Raw genomic sequence first — 18699 nt, 5'->3', positions numbered from 1 at the left:
GGTTTTTACTTGAGGTTGACCTTCGAGTAGTCCTGACGGCCGAACGGGCTGACCGAGTAACCCTCGACATCCTTGCGCGTCAAGGCGAATGCCGTCGGATGAGCCAGCGGCAGCCACAACGCCTGTTGCTGGATCTGCGTCTGCGCCTGCTCGTAGAGCTTGGTGCGCACGCCTTGCTCGCCGGTGGTCTTGCCGGCGCTGATCAGCTTGTCCAGATCGGCATTGCAGTAGCGAGCGAAGTTGGTGCCGGACTTGACCGCGGCGCAGGAAAACTGCGGCGTGAGGAAGTTGTCCGGGTCGCCGTTATCGCCGGCCCAGCCCATGAACAGGATGTCGTGCTCACCGGCCTTGGCGCGGCGGATCAGTTCGCCCCATTCGATCACCCGGATTTCCGCCTGGATGCCGATTTCCGCAAGATCGGATTGCAGCAATTGGGCGCCGAGACTCGGATTAGGGTTTAACAGGCTGCCAGAGGGGCGTGTCCAGATCGTCGTCTGAAAACCGTCTTTGAGCCCGGCCTTGACCATCAATGCCTTGGCTTTCTCGACATCGTGGGGGTAACCCGGCAAGCCCCTGGCGTAGCTCCAGGTGTTGGGCGGGTACGGCCCGCTGGCGGGTTCGGCGGTGTCTTCGAACACGGCCTTCACGTAGTTGGCCTTGTCGAAGGCAAGGTTGATCGCCTGACGAACTTCTGGCTTGTCCAGCGGCGGATGCTGACTGTTCAGGGCGACGAACGCGGTCATGAAGGCGTCAGTCTTTTCGACTTTCAAGGTCGGTTCTTTCAGCGCGGCTTGTACGTCCAGTGGTTTGGGCGACAGGGCAATCTGGCACTCGTTGCGGCGCAATTTCTGCAGGCGCACGTTGGCGTCGGGGGTGATGGCGAAGATCAACGGGTCGACCGCAGGCTTGCCAGCGAAATAGTCAGGGTTGGCCTTGTAGCGGATCGAGGCGTCTTTCTGGAAGCGGCTGAATACGAACGGGCCGGTACCGATTGGCTGATTGTTGAGCTTTTCCGGGGTCCCGGCCTTGAGCAGTTTGTCGGCATATTCGGCCGAGTAGATCGAGGCAAAACCCATGCTCAGCGTCGGCAGGAACGTCGAGTCCGGGTGATCGAGGGTGAAGCGCACGGTCAGCGGGTCGAGGGCGTCGATTTTCTTGATCAGCGCTGGTAGTTGCATCGACTGGGCATGCGGAAAGCCGCTCTGGGCGACTTTGTGCCACGGGTTGGCCGGGTCGAGCATACGGTCGAAGCTGAATTTCACGTCTTCGGCGGTCAGTTCGCGGCTCGGACTGAAATACTCGGTGCGGTGAAATTTCACCTTCGGGCGCAACTTGAAGATGTAGACCAGGCCATCGGGGCTGACCTCCCAGCTATCGGCGAGGCTGGCGACCACTTTGCCGCTGGCGGTGTCGAAATCCACCAGGCGGTTCATCAGCACGTCAGCCGAAGCATTGGTGGTGGTCAACGAGTTGTATTGCACCACGTCGAACCCTTCGGGGCTGGCCTCGGTGCAGACGCTCAAGGCGGCAGCCTGGGCCAGTGGGCTCAGCATCAGAGGGGCAAGCAACAGCGGTAGGGCAGCGAGGCGCATGGTCGGATTCCTTTACAGATCGAAGGCCCATCTGCAAGTGCAGTCTGGAAAAGGCTTACCCTAGTGGGCTCTTTTGCAAATGACTATCCCCTTTTTCATTTTGAGGGGACTATAGGCCACTTGTTTGGGTGAGCCTTGATTGAGAAAACCTCGGATTTGACCTTGAAAGCATTTCTCTGCGACGAGCGGTCGGAATCGACGACAGCCTTTATCCAAAGCGCCTGGCGCCGGAAAATCGGGTTTTTTATCTACTCAAGGCACACCGAATGTTGTTGCTCTTGAGTCTTTCTGGTATAAAGCAGCGCTCTTTTCTAGGGGCCCGGTTCCTTCACTGTAGGTGTAGCCGGTAAGACCTCTAAAGAAACGCGGCGCCTGGCGCCAAATGACTGAGAGATTAAGCGGCCAACCCATGCCGGGTTGGGCATGTGGTTTTAGAGGGCTGAGGCATGTCGAGAGTATGTCAAGTTACCGGTAAGGGTCCGGTGACTGGGAATAACATTTCCCACGCAAACAACAAAACCCGTCGTCGTTTCCTGCCGAACCTGCAGCATCACCGCTTCTGGGTTGAAGAAGAGAAACGTTTCGTGCGTCTGCGCGTATCTGCCAAAGGCATGCGTATCATCGACAAGCGCGGCATCACTGTCGTGCTGGCCGAAATCCGCGCCGCTGGCAAGATCTAAGGGAGCTAATCATGCGTGAATTGATTCGTTTGATTTCGAGCGCCGGTACTGGTCACTTCTACACTACCGACAAGAACAAGCGCACTACTCCGGACAAAATCGAGATCAAGAAATTTGATCCGGTTGTTCGCAAGCACGTGATCTACAAGGAAGGCAAAATCAAGTAATTGATTTTACTTCCTTACGAAAAAGGCCCGTATCGCGAGATACGGGCCTTTTTTGTTTCGATTGTCTCGTCCTGAATCAGGGTTCGATGAATCAGCCGCAGGTGATTCTGGCAATGGTGCCAACGTGATTCATTGAAATGATCAGGCGATTTCTATCGGGATCTTCGAATCCCGCAGAAGAATTGAAAGTAATGCTGGTTGCTCGCGACGTTTTGAAGGCTTCTTCGTATACGGCGCTCGTCAGCATTTCCCCAACCAGGTGTTGCACCCTTCGGGCATCGCACATTTGCCTCTCGCCATCGGCATGCGCCAGTGTAAAGGCTGAGAGGGTGAGGCTCGCCAGCAGCCCGCAGATAAAATATTTGTTCACGTTTTCGCTTCCTTGAGAATGATGAACTCGAGGCTCCATGGAGGAGCGTCGACAGTATCTTTGCGGGGTGGCGACGGCGTGCGGTAGATAATTAGGTCATTGGCTCGATCGTGACAAATCGGCTTGACCGGAAAATGACCCCCATCAAGCGACAGGGGACATTTGGCGTTCTGAAGTGGGTGCTACGCTTTCTGTTCAAACGCTACATAAATCTTGCGACAGGCTTCCAGTACTTCCCAGGTACCCCGAAACCCGGCCGGGATCACGAAGCGATCGCCTGCCCGCACCGTTTTGCTGTTGCCATCGTTATCGCGCAGAACCGAAACCCCTTGAACGATCTCGCAGTACTCATGCTCGGTGAAATTCACGTGCCATTGTCCGATAGCGCCTTCCCACACACCCGCATTCAATTGGCCGCACGGGCTGTTGTAGTGGTTGTACACCGCTTGTTCGGGGTCGCCCTTGAGGACTTTGGCCGGGTCTGGGCGGTAGCGTTCGGGCTGGGTGGTTGCCTGGCTGAAGTCGACGATGTCCTGGATGCTCATTTTTGTAATCCCCCGTGATTGCGGCGCGAGTGGTTGGTAAAGCCAAAGTCTATGTTTATTAAATTGAACATCGCAAGGCCGTTTGCCGACGTTATGTCAAATATATTGAAACTTCCCCTGCCGCTGGTTTAGGGTGGTGGTTGCCTTGGGCCGCAAGCAGGCTGGCCGGGCAGAATTCCTGACAGCGCCCGCGAAGAACGCGGGTGTCGTATTCAATAAGAGGAGGACACTCGCATGACCACCCTGACCCGTGCCGACTGGGAACAACGCGCCAAAGACCTGAAGATCGAAGGCCGCGCCTATATCAATGGCGAGTACACCGACGCCGTTAGCGCCGAGACCTTCGAGTGCATCAGTCCGGTCGACGGCCGTCTGCTGGGCAAGATTGCCAGCTGTGACGCCGCTGACGCCCAGCGCGCTGTGGAAAACGCTCGCGCCACCTTCAATTCCGGCGTCTGGTCGCGCCTGGCGCCGACCAAGCGCAAAGCCACCATGATCCGTTTCGCCGGCCTGCTCAAGCAGCATGCCGAAGAGCTGGCCCTGCTTGAAACCCTGGACATGGGCAAGCCGATCAGCGATTCGCTGTACATCGACGTTCCCGGCGCGGCACAAGCGCTGAGCTGGAGCGGTGAAGCCATCGACAAGATTTATGACGAAGTCGCCGCGACTCCGCACGATCAGCTGGGTCTGGTGACCCGTGAGCCAGTCGGTGTGGTCGGTGCCATCGTGCCGTGGAACTTCCCGTTGATGATGGCGTGCTGGAAACTCGGCCCGGCGTTGTCCACCGGTAACTCGGTGATCCTCAAGCCATCGGAAAAATCGCCACTGACGGCCATCCGCATCGCCGCGCTGGCCGTTGAAGCCGGCATCCCGAAAGGTGTGCTGAACGTACTGCCAGGCTATGGTCATACCGTCGGCAAGGCTTTGGCCCTGCATAACGACGTGGACACCCTGGTGTTCACCGGGTCGACCAAGATCGCCAAGCAACTGCTGATCTACTCCGGCGAATCGAACATGAAGCGCGTCTGGCTCGAAGCCGGCGGCAAGAGCCCGAACATCGTGTTTGCCGACGCACCGAACCTGCAAGAAGCCGCTGAAGCCGCTGCAGGCGCCATCGCCTTCAACCAGGGCGAAGTCTGCACTGCCGGCTCGCGCCTGCTGGTGGAGCGTTCGATCAAGGACAAATTCCTGCCGCTGGTGATCGAGGCGCTGAAAACCTGGAAGCCGGGCAACCCGCTGGACCCGGCGACCAACGTCGGTGCGCTGGTGGATACCCAGCAGATGAACACCGTGCTGTCTTACATCGAATCGGGTCACACCGATGGCGCCAAGCTGGTGGCCGGCGGCAAGCGCATCCTGCAGGAAACCGGTGGCACGTATGTTGAGCCGACGATTTTCGACGGTGTCAGCAACGCGATGAAAATCGCCCAGGAAGAAATTTTCGGGCCAGTGTTGTCGGTCATCACGTTCGACAGCGCCGAAGAAGCCGTCGCGATCGCCAACGACACGCCTTACGGCCTGGCCGCCGCGGTGTGGACTGCCGATATCTCCAAGGCTCACCTGACCGCCCGCGCCCTGCGTGCCGGTAGCGTTTGGGTGAATCAATATGACGGTGGCGACATGACGGCGCCGTTCGGTGGCTTCAAGCAGTCCGGTAACGGTCGCGACAAGTCGCTGCACGCGTTCGACAAATACACCGAGCTGAAGGCGACCTGGATCAAGTTGTAAGTCGTTAAAGGAGGTCTGCCGCAGAAACAGGCCTCTCAAACGACGCAGATCCCTTGTGGGAGCGAGCCTGCTCGCGATAGCGGTGTGACAGTCGACGAAAATGTTGAATGTTCTACCGTCATCGCGAGCAAGCTCGCTCCCACAATGTTTTGTGCGGCACATAACAATATCCACAGGAGCGTGGAACATGCGTTGGGCGACGTATTTTGCCGTGTTGGCGTCTGTCTTGAGTGTTGGCCTGGCCCTGGGGGTCAGCATGCCGCTGGTGTCATTTCGCCTGGAAGGCTGGGGTTATGGCTCGTTTGCCATTGGCGTGATGGCCGCGATGCCGGCCATTGGCGTGCTGTTGGGCGCGAAGATTTCCAGCCATCTGGCGGCGCGTCTGGGCACGGCCAATCTGATGCGTCTGTGCCTGTGGGCTGGCGCCGTGTCCATCGGTTTGCTGGCGCTATTGCCGAGCTACCCGATCTGGCTGGTGTTGCGCTTGATGATTGGCGTGATCCTGACCCTTGTATTCATCCTCGGTGAAAGCTGGATCAATCAACTGGTGGTCGAGCAGTGGCGCGGTCGATTGGTGGCGCTGTACGGCAGCAGTTATGCGCTGAGCCAACTGGCCGGGCCGATTTTGTTGGGTGTGCTGGGCACCGAGCACGATTATGGCTTCTGGGTCGGCGTCGGTTTGCTGGTGGCGGCCCCATTGCTGTTGTTGGGACGCAGCGGTGCGCCCAGCAGTGAAGCGTGCAGTGTGACCCTTGGCGATTTGCTGACCTTTTGCCGTGGCTTGCCGGCCATTGCCTGGGCGGTGTCGCTGTTCGCCGCTTTCGAAGCGATGATCCTGACGCTGTTGCCGGTGTATTGCCTGCGCCAGGGTTTCACCACGGAAATCGCCTTGGCCATGGTCAGCACGGTAGTGGTCGGTGATGCCTTGCTGCAATTGCCGATTGGCGCACTGGCGGATCGCGTGTCGCGGCGTTCTTTGTTCACCGGTTGCGCGGTCATTTTGCTGGTCTCGAGCCTGGCGATTCCGATGCTGATCGACACGCTGCTGATCTGGCCGTTGTGGGTGCTGTTCGGCGCCAGTGCCGGTGGCTTGTTTACCTTGTCGTTGATCCTGATCGGCGAGCGTTATCGCGACGATGCACTGGTCCGCGCCAACGCGCATATCGCGCAGTTGTGGGGCATTGGCTGCCTGCTTGGGCCATTGATCGCCGGTGCCGGGAGTCAGTGGATCAGCGGGCATGCGTTGCCATTGTTGATGGCGGCCGGGGCCTTTGGCCTGGTGATTCTGGTGTCACGCCAAGGGGCGTTTGGCGCGGTGGCCGAGCCGGCCTAGAGCAACCGCTCCAGGCCAACCGTATTACTGAACCACGCGTTGAAGTGTCGCCACCAACTGCCCGGTTCCTTGGTCAAGGTGTGCATTTTGCCGTCGTCTTCGGTCACCCATACCACCTGGTCTTTTTCCAGTTTTACCTGATAACTCAGAGGTGGCGCCATGCCCTGTAAGGCCAGTTCGCGGACGCGGGCCGCCAGTTCTGGGCTGTCCACCAATACGCCGACTTCGGTGTTCCACAACACCGAACGCGGGTCGAAGTTGAATGAGCCGATGAAGGATTTCTTTTGATCGAAAACGATCGCTTTGCTGTGCAGGCTTGAGTCGGACTCACCATAAGACCTGCGGGAAAACAGGCGAGGGCCGCTACCGCTTTCATCGCCGGGCTGACGACGCAGCTCGAAAAGCTGCACGCCATGCTCCAAGAGTGCCTTGCGATACGGCGCATAGCCGCCATGCACCGCTGGCACGTCCGTGGCCTCCAGCGCGTTGGTAAGCAATCGCACCGACACCCCGGCATCGGCGCGGCCCGTGAGATACACCAGCCCTGGTTCGCCAGGTACAAAGTATGCCGAAACCATGACCAGCTCTTTGCTGACGCCATTGAGTTCCGGTGCCAATTGAGTGGTCAGCAGCAATTGCGGATCGGGCTCACCTTTGGCCAGTACCTTGCTCGGCGCATCCCACAGCGCCTGGTTCCAGGCCCAGATCAGCTCTTTGCGCCAGATATCCAGACGCGGTTCGGTGGCGAACTTCATCAGCTGCTGATAGAGCGCGTGATTCTGCTTGCGCGACTCCTCCAGAGATTCTTCCAGCCGTGTGCGGGTGTTGGCCAGGTCCTGGGCAGTCGGCTTGCTCGATACGAACGCATCGATCGGTTTGCTCAGGGCGCTGTTCCAGTACTGGTCGAAACTGTGCCCCAACTGCTCAGCCACCGGGCCGACGCCCAGGATGTCGATGTCGGTGAAATTCAAATTGGGTTCGGCGTCGAAATACTCGTCCCCCAGATTGCGGCCGCCGACGATGGCCATGCTGGTATCGGCCAGCCACAACTTGTTGTGCATGCGCCGATGCTGCTGCGAGAGGTTGAACAACCGGCCCATGGTGCGTGTGACGCCAGTGCTGCGGCCCAAATGCAACGGATTGAACACGCGAATCTGGATCTGCGGATGTGCCGCCAGCGTGGCGATGGTGCGGTCCAGGCCGTCGCTGGTGGTGTCGTCGAGCAGAATGCGTACGCGCACGCCGCGATCGGCGGCCTTGAGCAATTCCTCCACCAGCATTCGCGTACTGATGCCGTCATGGACGATGTAGTACTGCAGGTCGAGGCTGCTTTGAGCGTTGCGAATCAATTCGGCGCGGGCGGTAAAGGCCTCGGTACTGTCGGACAACAGGCGAAATCCCGACTGTCCTTCATGGGAAGCCGCCTGGGCCTGGACCGAACGGCCAAACGCCGAGGCACTCGCCGGCAACGCCTGGCTCGGTTCGCGCTGCACATCGAAACTGGCGCAACCGCCGAGGAGCGACGCGAGCAACGCAAGAGCAAGCAGGGGCTGTCTGACTCTCACGTGGGCTCGTTCCGGTTGGCGGCAGATGTTGGCATATGGACGCTGATATCCGCAAAAAGGTCAGTCGGGCAATCCGTCGTCGGCCAGCAGCTTGATGGCGGCGGCGCCGACCTTGCGCACGGCTTCTTCAATCTGTGCCGTTGGTTTGGCAGCGTAGTTCATGCGCAGACAATTGCGGTACTTGCCGGATGCGGAAAAAATGCTGCCGACCGCAATCTGTACGCCCTGATCGTACAAGGCACGATTCAGTTTCAGTGTATCGAAGCCTTCCGGTAGTTCTACCCACAGCATGAAACTGCCTTGAGGGCGGCTGGCGCGGGTGCCGGCGGGAAAGTAACGGCTCACCCAATCGATCATCATGTCGCGATTACGCTGATATTGCGTGCGCATCCGCCGCAAATGCGGTTCGAAGTGTCCGCCCTTGAGGAATTCGGCAATGGCAATCTGCGGTTGCGGCGCGGTGGAGCCGGTGCTGATGTATTTCATGTGCAACACCCGCTCCAGATACCGCCCCGGCGCGACCCAGCCAATGCGCAGCCCGGGCGCCAGGGTCTTGGAAAAGGAGCTGCACAGCAGGACGCGGCCATCCTCGTCGAAGGATTTGATCGTGCGCGGGCGCGGATAGGTATAAGCCAGTTCGCCATACACATCGTCCTCGATGATCGCCACATCGAAACGCTGTGCGAGCATCAGCAACGAACGTTTGCGCGACTCCGGCATGATGTAGCCCAGTGGATTGTTGCAGTTCGGCGTCAACTGGATGGCCTTGATCGGCCATTGCTCCAGCGCCAGCTCCAGTGCGTCCAGGCTTATTCCCGTGAGTGGGTCGGTGGGGATTTCCAGGGCTTTCATGCCCAGGCCCTTGAGGGTTTGCATGGCGCCGTGAAAGCTCGGCGAGTCCACGGCCACGATGTCTCCCGGCTCGCAGATGGCGCGGATGCTGGTGGACAGCGCTTCATGGCAACCGGTGGTTACGACCAGATCGCCCGGCCCCAACTGACAGCCGGAGTCGAGCATCAGGCGGGCGATTTGCTCGCGCAGTTCGAGGTTGCCGTGGATGTTGTCGTAATACAGGCCGGGCATGTCCTGTCGCCGGCTGATCCGCGCCAGGTCGCGCAGTAGCGGCTTCATGGTGGGCGAAGTGATGTCCGGCATGCCTCGCCCAAGCTGTACGACATCCTTGCGCGGTACCGCGCGGATCAGCTCCAGCACCTGATCCCATTGTGAGATGTCCACCGGGCGCTGGGCCGGGCGACCCACCGCCGGCAGCTCCGGCAATTGGCGACTGGCTGGCACAAAGTACCCCGACTTGGGCCTCGGCATGGCCAGCCCGCTGTCCTCCAGTACCCGATACGCCTGTTGCACGGTACTCAAGCTGACCCCGTGTTCAACGCTTAACGCCCGCACCGACGGCAGTCGATCGCCGGGGCGATAGAAGCCCTGTTCGATCCGCGTACCGAGCAATTCGGCGAGATTGACGTAGAGGGTCATGGCGCAGCCTCGAGGTGATTGAGTCGGTTAACCAGTACAGATCAAGCAAAAATCTTCGATTCAGAGGTGAATTCAGTAAATCTGTATGGAGTTAATACAGTTGCTTTGAATCTGTAACGCTTTTCGTCGCCCGCGCATCATGGAATCTCTGGCTACCCAAGTAAACAGGAGCATTCAAAATGAACGGTTTGAGCGATGTGCGGCTGACGTTACACAGTCAGGAACTGGAGGCAGGGCAACAGGACAATTCGCGCCATGCGCTCAAGCGCAACGCGCCGTCCGGCCTGAGCCGCTGGGATCTGTTCTGGCAGCGCCTGCACACGCGCAAGGCGTTGCTGGCCCTGACGCCTGATCAGCTCAAGGATGTCGGGCTGACGCGGGAGCAGGCGCGGGAGGAGGGGCTCAAGCCGTTCTGGCGGATCTGAGTTTTTGTGGTGTTTTTTCGGGCCTCATCGCGGGCAAGCCTTGCTCCTACAGTTAGTGTTGATCTCAAGAGTGACGCATGACCTGTAGGAGCAAGGCTTGCCCGCGATGGCGTCGGCACCAACGCCATAAATGTCTCAGGCCAACTCTTTAAGCCGATGCCACAACATCCCCAATGCCAGCAACGGCGAACGCAAATGCTTGCCGCCCGGGAAGGTGATGTGCGGCACTTTGGCAAACAGATCAAACCCACCGCTGTGCTGACCACTGATAGCCTCGGCCAGCAGCTTCCCTGCCAGGTGCGTGGCGTTCACACCATGACCGGAGTAAGCCTGGGCGTAATACACGTTTGGTTGGTCCATGAGTCGGCCGATTTGCGGCAGTCGATTGGCGCCGATGCCGATCATGCCGCCCCATTGATAGTCGATCCTCACATCGCTCAGGCGTGGAAACACCTCCAGCATCTTTGGTCGCATATAGGCCGCAATGTCTTTCGGGTCGCGCCCGGAATAATGGCAGGCGCCACCAAACAGCAAGCGACGGTCCGCGGAGAGTCGGTAGTAATCCAGGGCCACCCGTTGATCACAGACCGCCATGTTCTGTGGCAGCAGGGCGTGGGCCAGCTCTTCGCTCAGGGGCTCGGTGGCGATGATGTAGCTGCCGGCGGGCAGCACTTTGCCGCTGAGTTGCGGATTGAGGCCGTTGAGATAGGCATTGCAGCCGAGTACCAGGGTTTTGGCGCGGACTGAGCCTTGGGCGGTATGGACCTTGACCTCGGGACCGTAGTCGATGCGGGTAACGGCGGATTGCTCGAAAAGTTGCACGCCCAGTTGCTGTGCAGCGGCTGCTTCGCCCAGCGCCAGGTTAAGCGGATGCAAATGGCCGGAGCCCATGTCGATCAAGCCGCCCACGTAGCGGTCGGAACCTACCACGGTGTGCATTTCATCAGGTTGCAGCAGCCGGGTTTCATAGCGGTAACCGAGGCTGCGCAACTCTGCGGCATCTTCGGCGAAGCCCTCGAGATCGCGGGGTTTGTTAGCCAGGTCGCAGTAGCCCCAGATCAGGTCGCAGGGAATCTGGAATCGCTCGATTCGCTGTCGGACGATTTCCACGGCTTCCAGGCCCATCAGTTTCATCTGCCGTACGCCGTCGACGCCAATCACATTGGTGAACTGGTCGAGGCCGTGGCCGATCCCACGAATCAACTGGCCACCGTTGCGTCCGCTGGCTCCCCAGCCAATCTTGCGGGCTTCGAGCAGTACCACGCTGAGACCGCGCTCGGCCAACTCCAGCGCCGTGTTCAACCCCGAGAACCCACCGCCGACCACGCACACATCGGCCAGCACTTCACCGGCGAGCGCCGGATAATCCGGTTGCGGCAGGCTGCTGGCGGCGTAATAGGAGGCAGTGTGCTGGGCACGGGCGTTCATGCGCGTCATCCTGGTTTCTATGTTCAGAAAATTTGCCGGAGCATAAGCGGACCTACCCAGAGGGGCAACATTGGTCGGCCGGCGCTGTCTGGATCAAGGCTTTTGCGTCAGAATCCGCATCTATTCCACCTTCGGTCGATGCTTCAATGAGTTGCAACAGCCAGAAAATCCGCACACTGCGCCAGCAGATCCCCTCGTTCGAGTGCGTGCCCGGTTGCCATGACTGCTGTGGGCCGGTGACCACCTCGCCGGAAGAAATGTCACGCCTGCCGCGCAAGACTCGGGCCGAGCAGGAAGCCGCCATGGATGAACTCAATTGCGTTCATCTCGGCCCGCACGGTTGCACGGTGTATGACGAGCGACCGCTGATCTGCCGGTTGTTCGGCACCACCAAGACCTTGCCATGTCCCAACGGGCGCGGGCCGGTCGAACTGATTCACCCGAGGGTCGAGAAACAGGTCTTTGAGTACATGGCCTCGAATCGGCAGGTGTTGGTTTAACAGATCGCAGCCTTTTAATCCGGAATTGGCAAGGTCAGGCTCTCTTTCACCTCTTCCATCACGATGTAGCTCTTGGATTCGCGCACATGCGGCAGCTTGAGCAGGATGTCGCCCAGCAGTTTGCGGTACGAGGCCATCTCGGAAATCCGCGCTTTCACCAGGTAGTCGAAATCCCCTGACACCAGATGACACTCCAGCACGTGCGGCAGCTTCAACACTGCACGTCGAAACTCTTCGAAAGTATCGCCGGATTTATAGTCGAGGCTGATCTCGACGAACACCAGCAGGCTACCCTTCAAATGCTGCGGATTGAGCCGCGCGTTGTAGCCCATGATGATCCCTTCGCGCTCCAGGCGCCGGACCCGCTCGGTACAGGGCGTGGTGGAGAGCCCGACCTTTTCCCCCAGTTCGGTAAAAGAGATACGCCCGTCCGCTTGGAGAATCCGCAGGATATTGCGGTCGATCTTGTCCAGCTCCCGTTTGGTCTGAGTATTGGTACGCATAGGGGATGCGCCTCCGTGAAAAGGGTTTTTGCCGAGAATTGTCGCCAAATATAGGCGCTTATATAGTGAAAAGCACTGGCAAATCTTTTTTACACTGCGCACATCTGAAGCTCTGAACAACAAACGTCAGCGGTTTGCCGCGATGAGGGAAATAAAAATGCGCGTCATGGTCTTGGGTAGCGGCGTCATCGGTACCACCAGTGCTTACTATCTGGCGCGTGCCGGGTTTGAAGTGGTGGTGGTCGACCGGCAGCCAGCCGCTGCCATGGAGACCAGTTTCGCCAACGCCGGCCAAGTGTCGCCGGGTTATGCCTCGCCGTGGGCCGCGCCGGGCGTGCCGCTCAAAGCCATCAAGTGGCTGCTGCAGCGCCACGCCCCGCTGGCGATCAAGGCCACCGCCGACATCGATCAATACCTGTGGATGGCGCAGATGCTGCGCAACTGCACCGCCAGCCGTTACGCGGTGAACAAGGAGCGCATGGTCCGCCTGTCCGAGTACAGCCGTGATTGCCTCGACGAACTGCGTGCCGAGACCGGCATTGCCTACGAAGGCCGCAGCCTGGGTACCACCCAACTGTTCCGCACCCAGGCCCAACTGGACGGCGCGGCGAAAGACATCGCCGTGTTGAAAGAGTCCGGCGTGCCGTTCGAATTGCTCGACCGCGAAGGCATTGCCCGCGTTGAGCCGGCATTGGCCAGTGTCACCGACATTCTCGCCGGTGCCCTGCGCCTGCCGAATGACCAGACTGGCGACTGCCAGATGTTCACCACCAAGCTTGCCGAAATGGCGGCGAACCTCGGTGTGCAATTCCGTTTTGGCCAGGACATCCAGCGCCTCGACTTCGCCGGTGACCGCATCAACGGCGTGTGGATCGACGGCAAGCTGGAAACCGCCGACCGCTACGTGCTGGCACTCGGCAGCTACTCGCCGCAATTGCTCAAGCCGCTGGGGATCAAAGCGCCGGTGTACCCGCTCAAGGGCTACTCGCTGACCGTGCCGATCACCAACCCGGCGATGGCGCCGACGTCGACCATTCTCGATGAAACCTACAAGGTCGCGATCACCCGTTTCGACAACCGCATCCGCGTCGGCGGCATGGCGGAGATCGCCGGTTTTGATCTGTCACTGAACCCTCGTCGGCGCGAAACCCTGGAGATGATCGTCAATGACCTTTATCCTCAGGGCGGCAATCTGGCCGAGGCCAGTTTCTGGACCGGCCTGCGTCCGACCACGCCGGACGGTACCCCGATCGTTGGCGCCACCCCGTTCAAGAACCTGTTCCTGAACACCGGTCACGGCACTCTCGGCTGGACCATGGCGTGCGGTTCGGGTCGCTTGCTGGCGGACCTGATGGCCAAGAAAAAGCCACAGATCAGCGCCGAAGGCCTGGATATTTCCCGTTATGGCAACAAAACCCAAGAGACTGCAAAACATGTCAGTCCGGCGCCAGCTCACCAATGACACGATGAGCTCGCGGTTATAGCCGCTGCGCTTCAAGCCAGAGATTCCTCCCCCGGCGCTGGTAACGGTTCACGCCGTCCGCCAGTGCCGGTTCTTCGAAACGACCGACCAGAAGTCTGCCGCCATGCGCCCTGCCCGTGCCCTGATCGACCTCCAAGCCCTGCGTCACAACTACCAGATCGCCCGTGAAATCACCGGCGCCAAAGCCCTTGCGGTGATCAAGGCCGATGCCTACGGCCATGGCGCGGTGCGTTGCGCCCAGGCCCTGGAAGGCGAGGCGGACGGTTTTGCCGTCGCCTGTATCGAAGAGGCCCTGGAACTGCGCGCTGCGGGTATTCGCGTGCCGGTGTTGTTGCTGGAAGGTTTTTTCGAAGCCGATGAGCTGTCGCTGATCGTCGAGCATGATTTCTGGTGCGTGGTGCATTCGCTGTGGCAGCTCGAGGCGATCGAAAAGGCTGCGCTGAACAAGCCGATCATCGTCTGGCTCAAACTCGATTCGGGCATGCACCGGGTGGGCCTGCATCCGAAGGATTATCAAGCAGGCTATCAACGGCTGCTGGCCAGCGGCAATGTCGCGAAAATCGTGCTGATGAGCCACTTCGCCCGTGCCGATGAATTGAACAGCCAGGCCAGTGTCGAGCAGGCGGCGGTATTCGAAGCGGCGCGCCAGGGCTTGTCCGCTGAAATCAGCCTGCGTAACTCGCCGGCTGTGCTGGGCTGGCCGCAGATTCCCAGTGACTGGGTTCGCCCGGGCATCATGCTCTACGGCGCCACGCCTTTTGAGGAGGCCAACACCGTGGCCTCGCGCCTGCAACCGGTGATGACGCTGGAGTCGAAAGTGATCTGCGTGCGTGAACTGCCGGCTGGCGAGCCGATAGGTTACGGGGCGAAATTCATTACTCCAAAACCCATGCGCGTCGGCGTGGTGGCCATGGGGTATGCCGATGGTTACCCGCGCTTGGCGCCAACCGGCACACCGGTGCTGGTGGCTGGGCAGCGCAGCCAGTTGATCGGTCGGGTGTCGATGGACATGTTGTGTGTCGACCTGACCGATATCCCGCAAGCGGGACTGGGCTCGACCGTCGAGTTGTGGGGCAAAAACATCCTGGCCAGCGACGTGGCCATTGCCGCCGGCACGATTCCTTATCAGATCTTCTGCAACCTGCGTCGGGTGCCGATGCTCTATTCCGGGGACTGAAGCGCCGGAAGTCGCTTCGCCGAACAGGATTCAGGTCAAAGTGTTGTAAATACTGAACGCTGTCGCCATGATAACGCTCAATATTCCAACAAACTGAATCCCTGGAGGCTCCTGCATTGGACGTCGGCGAACGACTGCAATCGATCCGTAAGCTCAAAGGTCTTTCCCAGCGTGAGCTCGCCAAGCGTGCGGGCGTCACCAACAGCACCATTTCGATGATCGAGAAAAACAGCGTCAGCCCCTCGATCAGCTCGCTGAGGAAAGTGTTGGGCGGGATTCCCATGTCCATGGTCGAGTTCTTTTCCGAAGAAATCCTGCAGGAAATACCGACTCAGATCGTCTACAAGGCCAACGAGCTGATCGATATTTCCGATGGCGCCGTGACCATGAAACTGGTCGGCCGGGCACACCCGAGCCGGGCTATCGCGTTCCTCAATGAAATCTACCCGCCAGGCGCCGACACCGGTGAGGAGATGCTCACCCATGAGGGCGAGGAAACCGGAATTCTGGTGGAAGGTCGACTGGAACTTGTCGTCGGGCTTGAAACTTTTGTGCTCGAAGCGGGCGATAGCTACTACTTTGAAAGTACCAAGCCGCACCGTTTCCGAAATCCGTTCGACGCGCCGGCGCGACTAATCAGCGCAGCTACACCGGCAAACTTTTAAGAAAAGAGGCGCCCTGCCAGCATGGCCGAGGCACCCGAGCCGTTTTACCGTTGCACAACAAGACCCCTTCGACTTTGGGGTTGTTTCAGTGTCGCGGGCTTACCGCTATACTTGCGCCCGCCTGCGAACCGTGGCCGTAGGCGTGACTAGCCACCATTGAGGGTGAACGCGTGAATCTAATTATGAAAATGCTGGCCGTACCAGCAACCGTATTGGCCCTCTGGGCTGTCAGCGCTCAAGCTGCGACGAACGACGAAATTGCCAAACGCCTCGAGCCAGTCGGCCAGGTGTGTGTTCAAGGTAAAGAGTGCAAGGGCATGGAAGTAGCCGCTACTGCCGGCGGCGGTGGTGGTGCTAAAGCGCCTAAAGATGTGATTGCCAAGCACTGCAACGCTTGCCACGGTACCGGCCTGCTGGGTGCGCCGAAAATCGGCGACAAGGCTGCCTGGAAAGAGCGTGCCGATCACCAGGGCGGCCTCGACGGCATCCTGGCCAAAGCCATTACCGGTATCAACGCGATGCCGCCTAAAGGCACTTGCGCCGATTGCACCGATGACGAACTCAAAGGCGCGATCAAAGAGATGTCCGGTCTGTAACAGCCCGACTCTGACGCCAAAAAGCCGCTTGCGAGCGGCTTTTTTGTGCCTGCGATTGCAAATAAACCGCGCCCTCCCTGTAGGAGCGAGCCTGCTCGCGAAAAAACCAACAGACGCAACGGGGCATCAGACACCCCGCGTTATCGTTGACGACCATCGCGAGCAGGTGGTTTGCGCCGTGCACAAAAACTGCGGCGAGCATCAAAACCTGTGGGAGCGCGGCTTGCCCGCGATGACGTCGGCACAAACAACATCCTTGCTGCCTGACACTCCGCTATCGCCAGCAGGCTGGCTCCCACTTTAAAGACTGTTCATTGCAGCAAAGACCCGGCAAGCTCGGTCCAACCCCACGTCATGGAATGTAAGGGAGGATCGGATGGTGCAGCTGTGTTCTATCGAGCAAGCAGTCGACGACGTACTGGCGCGGTTGCCAGCGCATATTCACATGGGCCTGCCCCTGGGCCTGGGCAAGCCCAACCATTTCGTCAACGCGCTGTATCGGCGCGTGGCGCAGTTGCCGCAGCGGCAGCTGACGATCTACACCGCGTTGTGCCTTGGTCGCCCGCCATTGGGCGACGGCTTGCAAAAGCGCTTTCTCGAGCCCTTCATCGAAAATGTCTTCGGCGATTATCCGGAACTGGAGTTTCTAGCCGATCTGCGCCGCGACAGCTTGCCGGTCAATATCCGCATCCAGCAGTTCTTCATGCAACCTGGCAGCCTGCTCAACAGCGCAGCGGCGCAGCAGGATTACGTCAGCAGCAATTACAGCCACGCGGCCCGGGACATCAACGCCGCCGGGTTGAACCTGGTGGCGCAACTGGTTGCCAGCCACGCTGATCATCCCGATCGCTTGAGTCTGAGCTGCAACCCGGACATCACCCTCGACCTGTTGCCGATGATCGCCAGGCGCCGGGCTGCCGGCGAGACCATTCTGATGGTCGGCCAGGTGCATAACGATTTGCCCTACATGCCCGGTGATGCCGAAGTCGGGATCGATACGTTTGACCTTTTGATTGACGAGAAAGACAACACAACCCTGTTCTCCACACCGAACATGCCGGTGGGTTTGCAGGATCATCTGATCGGCCTGCATGCCAGCACACTGGTGCGCGATGGCGGTACTTTGCAGATCGGCATCGGTTCCATGGGCGACGCGCTGACGGCGGCGTTGCTGGCGCGCCAAGCCGACAACGACGGTTACAAGGCAGTGTTGGCGGATGTAAATCTCAGCCAGTGGGCGCAACTGATCGAGCGCGAAGGCGGCATCGAGCCATTCGCCAGAGGCCTTTACGGTTGCAGCGAAATGTTCGTCAACGGCCTGCTGGTGCTGGCCGATGCGGGCATCGTGCGGCGCAAGGTGTACCCCGATGTGCCGACCCAGCAGCAGGCGAATGCCGGCACCCTCGACGAAGCGGCGCAAACCGATGGCATCTCGGTCCACGGCGGTTTCTTTCTCGGGCCGCGCAGTTTCTATGAGCGCTTGCGTGAGTTGCCGCAAAACAAGCGGCTCGAATTCAACATGACCCGCATCAGCTACATCAACGAGCTATACGGTCAGGAAGAGCTCAAGCGTTTGCAGCGCCTCGATGCGCGGTTCATCAACACGGCGTTTACCGTGACCCTGCTGGGGGCTGCCGTGGCGGATCAGCTCGAAGACGGGCGCGTGCTCAGCGGCGTAGGCGGGCAGTACAACTTTGTGGTGCAGGGTCATGCACTGCAAGGCGCGCGCTCGGTGTTGCTGCTGCGCAGCTGGCGCGAGTCGGGGGGCGAGGTCAGTTCGAACATTGTTTGGGAGTACGGCCATTGCACCATTCCGCGGCATCTGCGCGATATTGTGGTCACCGAATACGGCATTGCCGATCTTCGCGGCAAAACCGATGCAGCAGTGATCGAAGCCTTGCTCAATATCAGTGACTCACGCTTTCAGCCCGGGCTGATCGAACAGGCGCAAAAGGTTGGCAAGCTACCGAAGGATTTCCACCTCGATCCGCGCTTTACCGACAACCGCCCTGAACGTTTGCAGGCGATCGCCGCGCGGCATGCGCCGCTGTTTCCCGAGTATCCGTTGGGCTGTGATTTCACCGAGGTGGAGCGGGACGTGTTGCGGGCGCCGAACTGGTTGAAGAGCAAGTTCAAGCTGAGCGAGATTCTGGAGTTGGGTAAGGCTGCGCTGGATGCACCCGAGGCTTCGACATTTCCCGGACACCTGGAGCGGATGCAGCTGAGCCAGCCGGAAGGGTTGAAAGAAGACCTTTATCAACGCCTCCTGCTAACCGGCCTGAAGGCTACCGCGCAATAGCTGCCACCCAACACAACTGTGGGAGCTGGCTTGCCAGCGATGAGGCCCTGACATTCAACATCTTCGTTGGCTGTCTGGCCGCCATCGCTGGCAAGCCAGCTCCCACAGTGATTTGCGGTGTGGTTATTCGATGAAGGTCACAACGCCATCTT

The 18699-nt window shown here is 59.5% G+C and carries 18 protein-coding genes; 11 read left to right on the top strand and 7 right to left on the bottom strand.

Going from position 1 to position 18699, the window contains the following annotated elements; genetic code table 11:
• Positions 1–5: 5 nt before the first annotated feature.
• Positions 6–1592, bottom strand: a complete 1587-nt coding sequence (locus D8U18_RS18780) for an ABC transporter substrate-binding protein (RefSeq protein WP_131108155.1) — start codon at positions 1590–1592, stop codon at positions 6–8.
• Between the two features lie 446 nt (positions 1593–2038).
• On the opposite strand from D8U18_RS18780, the gene rpmB reads away from it, so the two are divergent.
• Both rpmB and rpmG read left to right on the top strand, forming a co-directional pair.
• Positions 2039–2272: a 50S ribosomal protein L28 gene (gene rpmB, locus D8U18_RS18775; RefSeq protein ID WP_003176907.1), complete on the top strand. Its 234-nt coding sequence runs from the start codon at positions 2039–2041 to the stop codon at positions 2270–2272.
• A gap of 11 nt (positions 2273–2283) precedes the next feature.
• Entirely contained in the window at positions 2284–2439 is a 156-nt protein-coding gene (gene rpmG / locus D8U18_RS18770; protein WP_007894709.1) for a 50S ribosomal protein L33, read from the top strand.
• 91 nt (positions 2440–2530) lie between these two features.
• Here the strand turns inward: rpmG and D8U18_RS18765 are convergent, their stop codons facing one another.
• Together D8U18_RS18765 and D8U18_RS18760 are read right to left on the bottom strand one after the other, a co-directional pair.
• Positions 2531–2809 carry a hypothetical protein gene (locus tag D8U18_RS18765; protein WP_130903804.1) on the bottom strand — a complete coding sequence of 93 codons (279 nt, stop codon included), beginning with the start codon at positions 2807–2809 and terminating at the stop codon, positions 2531–2533.
• A 182-nt stretch (positions 2810–2991) separates the two neighbouring features.
• Entirely contained in the window at positions 2992–3354 is a 363-nt protein-coding gene (locus D8U18_RS18760; RefSeq protein ID WP_056854157.1) for a cupin domain-containing protein, read from the bottom strand.
• 234 nt (positions 3355–3588) lie between these two features.
• Between D8U18_RS18760 and D8U18_RS18755 the strand changes: the two genes are divergently transcribed.
• Both D8U18_RS18755 and D8U18_RS18750 read left to right on the top strand, forming a co-directional pair.
• Complete coding sequence (locus D8U18_RS18755; protein ID WP_130903805.1) at positions 3589–5082, top strand: aldehyde dehydrogenase; 1494 nt, start codon at positions 3589–3591, stop codon at positions 5080–5082.
• Between the two features lie 187 nt (positions 5083–5269).
• A complete protein-coding gene (locus D8U18_RS18750) occupies positions 5270–6415 on the top strand; it encodes an MFS transporter (protein WP_056854155.1) in 1146 nt (381 codons plus the stop codon).
• Here D8U18_RS18750 and D8U18_RS18745 read toward each other — a convergent pair.
• A complete protein-coding gene (locus D8U18_RS18745; RefSeq protein ID WP_056854154.1) occupies positions 6412–7980 on the bottom strand; it encodes a phospholipase D family protein in 1569 nt (522 codons plus the stop codon). The two genes, D8U18_RS18750 and D8U18_RS18745, sit on opposite strands and share 4 nt — an antisense overlap.
• Positions 7981–8040: 60 nt before the next feature.
• Positions 8041–9471, bottom strand: a complete 1431-nt coding sequence (locus tag D8U18_RS18740) for a PLP-dependent aminotransferase family protein (protein ID WP_056854153.1) — start codon at positions 9469–9471, stop codon at positions 8041–8043.
• 179 nt (positions 9472–9650) lie between these two features.
• On the opposite strand from D8U18_RS18740, the gene D8U18_RS18735 reads away from it, so the two are divergent.
• Positions 9651–9896, top strand: coding sequence for a DUF1127 domain-containing protein (locus D8U18_RS18735; RefSeq protein ID WP_056854152.1), 246 nt, complete (start codon positions 9651–9653; stop codon positions 9894–9896).
• Between the two features lie 135 nt (positions 9897–10031).
• Here the strand turns inward: D8U18_RS18735 and D8U18_RS18730 are convergent, their stop codons facing one another.
• Positions 10032–11324, bottom strand: coding sequence for an FAD-binding oxidoreductase (locus D8U18_RS18730; protein WP_131108154.1), 1293 nt, complete (start codon positions 11322–11324; stop codon positions 10032–10034).
• Positions 11325–11470: 146 nt separating this feature from the next.
• On the opposite strand from D8U18_RS18730, the gene D8U18_RS18725 reads away from it, so the two are divergent.
• Positions 11471–11824, top strand: a complete 354-nt coding sequence (locus D8U18_RS18725; protein WP_056854150.1) for a YkgJ family cysteine cluster protein — start codon at positions 11471–11473, stop codon at positions 11822–11824.
• A gap of 14 nt (positions 11825–11838) precedes the next feature.
• On the opposite strand, the gene D8U18_RS18720 is transcribed toward D8U18_RS18725, so the two are convergent.
• Positions 11839–12327 carry an Lrp/AsnC ligand binding domain-containing protein gene (locus D8U18_RS18720; protein ID WP_007975155.1) on the bottom strand — a complete coding sequence of 163 codons (489 nt, stop codon included), beginning with the start codon at positions 12325–12327 and terminating at the stop codon, positions 11839–11841.
• A 157-nt stretch (positions 12328–12484) separates the two neighbouring features.
• On the opposite strand from D8U18_RS18720, the gene dadA reads away from it, so the two are divergent.
• The 5 genes from dadA to D8U18_RS18695 all read left to right on the top strand — a co-directional run bounded on the left by dadA (position 12485) and on the right by D8U18_RS18695 (position 18547).
• Positions 12485–13789, top strand: a complete 1305-nt coding sequence (gene dadA / locus D8U18_RS18715) for a D-amino acid dehydrogenase (protein WP_056854149.1) — start codon at positions 12485–12487, stop codon at positions 13787–13789.
• Between the two features lie 124 nt (positions 13790–13913).
• Positions 13914–14987, top strand: coding sequence for an alanine racemase (gene alr / locus D8U18_RS18710; protein WP_130932112.1), 1074 nt, complete (start codon positions 13914–13916; stop codon positions 14985–14987).
• A gap of 116 nt (positions 14988–15103) precedes the next feature.
• Positions 15104–15652, top strand: a complete 549-nt coding sequence (locus D8U18_RS18705) for a cupin domain-containing protein (protein WP_056854147.1) — start codon at positions 15104–15106, stop codon at positions 15650–15652.
• 182 nt (positions 15653–15834) lie between these two features.
• On the top strand, positions 15835–16248 hold the full coding sequence (locus D8U18_RS18700; RefSeq protein WP_056854146.1) for a c-type cytochrome: 414 nt from the start codon (positions 15835–15837) through the stop codon (positions 16246–16248).
• A gap of 376 nt (positions 16249–16624) precedes the next feature.
• Positions 16625–18547 carry an acetyl-CoA hydrolase/transferase C-terminal domain-containing protein gene (locus tag D8U18_RS18695; RefSeq protein ID WP_131108153.1) on the top strand — a complete coding sequence of 641 codons (1923 nt, stop codon included), beginning with the start codon at positions 16625–16627 and terminating at the stop codon, positions 18545–18547.
• The last annotated feature ends 152 nt before the right edge of the window (positions 18548–18699 follow it).

It is taken from the genome of Pseudomonas sp. Sample_10, assembly GCF_004321495.1.
GTDB lineage: Bacteria > Pseudomonadota > Gammaproteobacteria > Pseudomonadales > Pseudomonadaceae > Aquipseudomonas.
The sequence above is the reverse complement of the archived record's forward strand: the minus strand, read 5'-3'. Positions and strand labels throughout refer to the sequence as shown.